The 2177-nt window shown below is 71.7% G+C and carries 2 protein-coding genes; both read right to left on the bottom strand.

The features are described from left to right. Nucleotides 1-216: 216 nt before the first annotated feature. Nucleotides 217-915, bottom strand: a complete 699-nt coding sequence (locus GT354_RS30575) for a hypothetical protein (protein WP_161359616.1) — start codon at nucleotides 913-915, stop codon at nucleotides 217-219. Nucleotides 916-1157: 242 nt separating this feature from the next. Continuing rightward, nucleotides 1158-2177 (bottom strand): D-2-hydroxyacid dehydrogenase (locus GT354_RS30570; protein ID WP_161359615.1); only part of this gene is annotated, 1020 nt, incomplete at its 5' end.

The raw sequence follows: 2177 nt of genomic DNA, 5'->3' as shown, positions 1-2177 counted from the left end.
GGGGCGTTCGGGCGGGGGGGGTCGGTGGGGCGTCGCGGTTCGCCGCCGCAGGTCCGAAAAGCCGAGCGGCGCCGGCTGGATCTCCAGCCGGCGCCGCTTGCCACGCCACGAACGCCCGCCGCCGGCGCGCTCGTCGTGCTTCGCTCGTCGTTCTTGGTTTTGGCCTTGGCCTTGGCCTTGGTTTTGGTTCTTGGTTCGTCGCTCGTCGTTCTTCGGTCAGGTCTCGTACTTCTCGACCGCCATCCGCGCCGCCGGTCGGCAGTAGCGGCCGTGCGCCGCGCAGTGCTGCTCGAAGTACGGCGGCAGCCAGGCTCCGGTCAGCAGGCGGGGGTGGGCCGGGAACGAGTCGATCGCGGCGAGGGCGAAGATCAGCGAGGCCCACGGCGTGTGCAGCCGAATGCTCATGAAGCCGTGCCCGTGGATGTCCTGGAAGGAAGCCTGGAACACCCCGGGCGCGGGCAGCTCGATCGCGTCCAGGCCGTTCCAGTACAGCGACAACGGCGCGACCGGGTGGATCAACTGGGCGTGCTTGTTCGTCACGGTGACGTCGCCGAAGCCGTCCGGCATCCAACGCGGGACCAAGCCGCGGGCGGCGTTGTTGCGCTGTATCGAGTTGCCGATCGCGTTGGCCGCGAGCGCACCGGCCACGAAGGTCGGGCTGCCGAACGCGAAGGTGCTGCTCTGCGTGTAACTGCCGTCGCCGGGCGCGCGCATCGTGAAGCGCTCGGCCGGCCCCATCGCCAACGCGTACTCGCCGGGGTTCAGGCGGATCACGCTGGGCACCGGCGCGCGACGGTCGGCGCGGCCCGCGACGACGTCGGCGACCACGTCGCACGTGAACAGGAGAAAGTCGTCGAGCGGCGTCCACGGCGGCACGTTGTCGCGCTGCGCCGGCAGTCCGTATCCGTCCGTCATCACGACCCCCGATGCCGTCGTTCGCGTGGCTCGTGCCGCCTGTGCCGCCCGGATCGCCCGTTTCGCTCGTGCCGTGCGTTCGAGCCACGTGCTTGAGTTGCGAGCATATCCGCAGGCGAGCGGCCCGCGCTGATCAACGCGGGGCGGGCTCGACTTCAGTGCTCACCCCTCGGGTTCGACTGTCGTGAGCAGGTCCACCAGGCGCCGGCGCAACACCTGTCCCGTCGGGGTGCGCGGTCGGTTCAGCAACCCGCGGTCGGGTCGATCCGGTTGCGCAGTTCGTCGCCCGCGAGGTAGCGGGCCAGGTTGTCGAGGAAGAGCCGAAAGACCTCGGTGAAGTGTTCGAGGGCCGCGCTCGAACAATGCGCCGACAGGTACAGGTTGGGCGCGTCCCACAGCGGATCCTCCGCCGGCAGCGGCTCGGCCCGGACCACGTCGAGCGCGGCCCCGCCCAGGTGTCCGCCGGTGAGCGCGGCGATCAGGTCCGCCTCGACCACGAACGACCCGCGGCCCACGTTGCAGTAGAACGAGCCCTCGCGCATCGCCGCGAACGCCGCCGCGTCCATCGTGTCGACGGTGTCCGCCGTCTCGGGCGCCGCGGAGACGACCGCGTCGCAGCCGGCGAGCATGTGGTGCAGGTCGTCCGGGTGGAACAGCCGATCCACGTGCTCGGCGGCCACGTCCACCCGGCGCCGTGTCGCGTGTACGGTCATCCCGAACGCCTGTGCGCGGCGGGCGATCTGCGAGCCGATGCCGCCGACGCCGATCAGCCCGAGCGTCCTGCCCTGCACGAGCGGGCCGAACGCGGGCTGCCATCGGTGTTCGCGCTGGATGGCGTCCAAGTCGCGGTGCCGCTTGAAGAATGCGAGCAGGCGCGCGAACACGAACTCGGCGATCGGGGCGCCGTTCACGCCCGCAGCGGTGGTCAGCGCCACCCGCTCGGTGGGCAACCCGGCCGAGAGCAACTGCCCGTTGCCGGCCGCGCAACTCTGCACCCAGCGCAGGTTCGGCGCGAGCGTGGCCACCTCGAACGGCAGGTCGGCGACGAGGGCGATCTCGGCTCTGGCGAGCAGATCGAGCTGATCGTCGGTGGGTTTCGGGGCGCGGGAGCGGAGTTCGGGGTCGGCGGCGGCGCCGGGCCGGCCGCGTGCGGTGCGCAGATCGTCGGGCTCGACGTAGCGGCAGTCCACCACCTCGATCCGGGGGTCGAGCGCCCGGACCGCGTCGAGGTCGGCGGCGAGCGCCTCGGCGGGGCGGATGTC

The sequence above is a fragment of the Streptomyces sp. SID3343 genome (assembly GCF_009865215.1).
Classification (GTDB): domain Bacteria; phylum Actinomycetota; class Actinomycetes; order Streptomycetales; family Streptomycetaceae; genus Embleya.
The sequence above is the reverse complement of the archived record's forward strand: the minus strand, read 5'-3'. Positions and strand labels throughout refer to the sequence as shown.

Coding starts and splice junctions, on each gene's coding strand:
- GT354_RS30575 (WP_161359616.1), bottom strand. CDS start 915: ATGACGGACGGATACGGACTGCCGGCGCAGCGCGACAACGTGCCGCCG.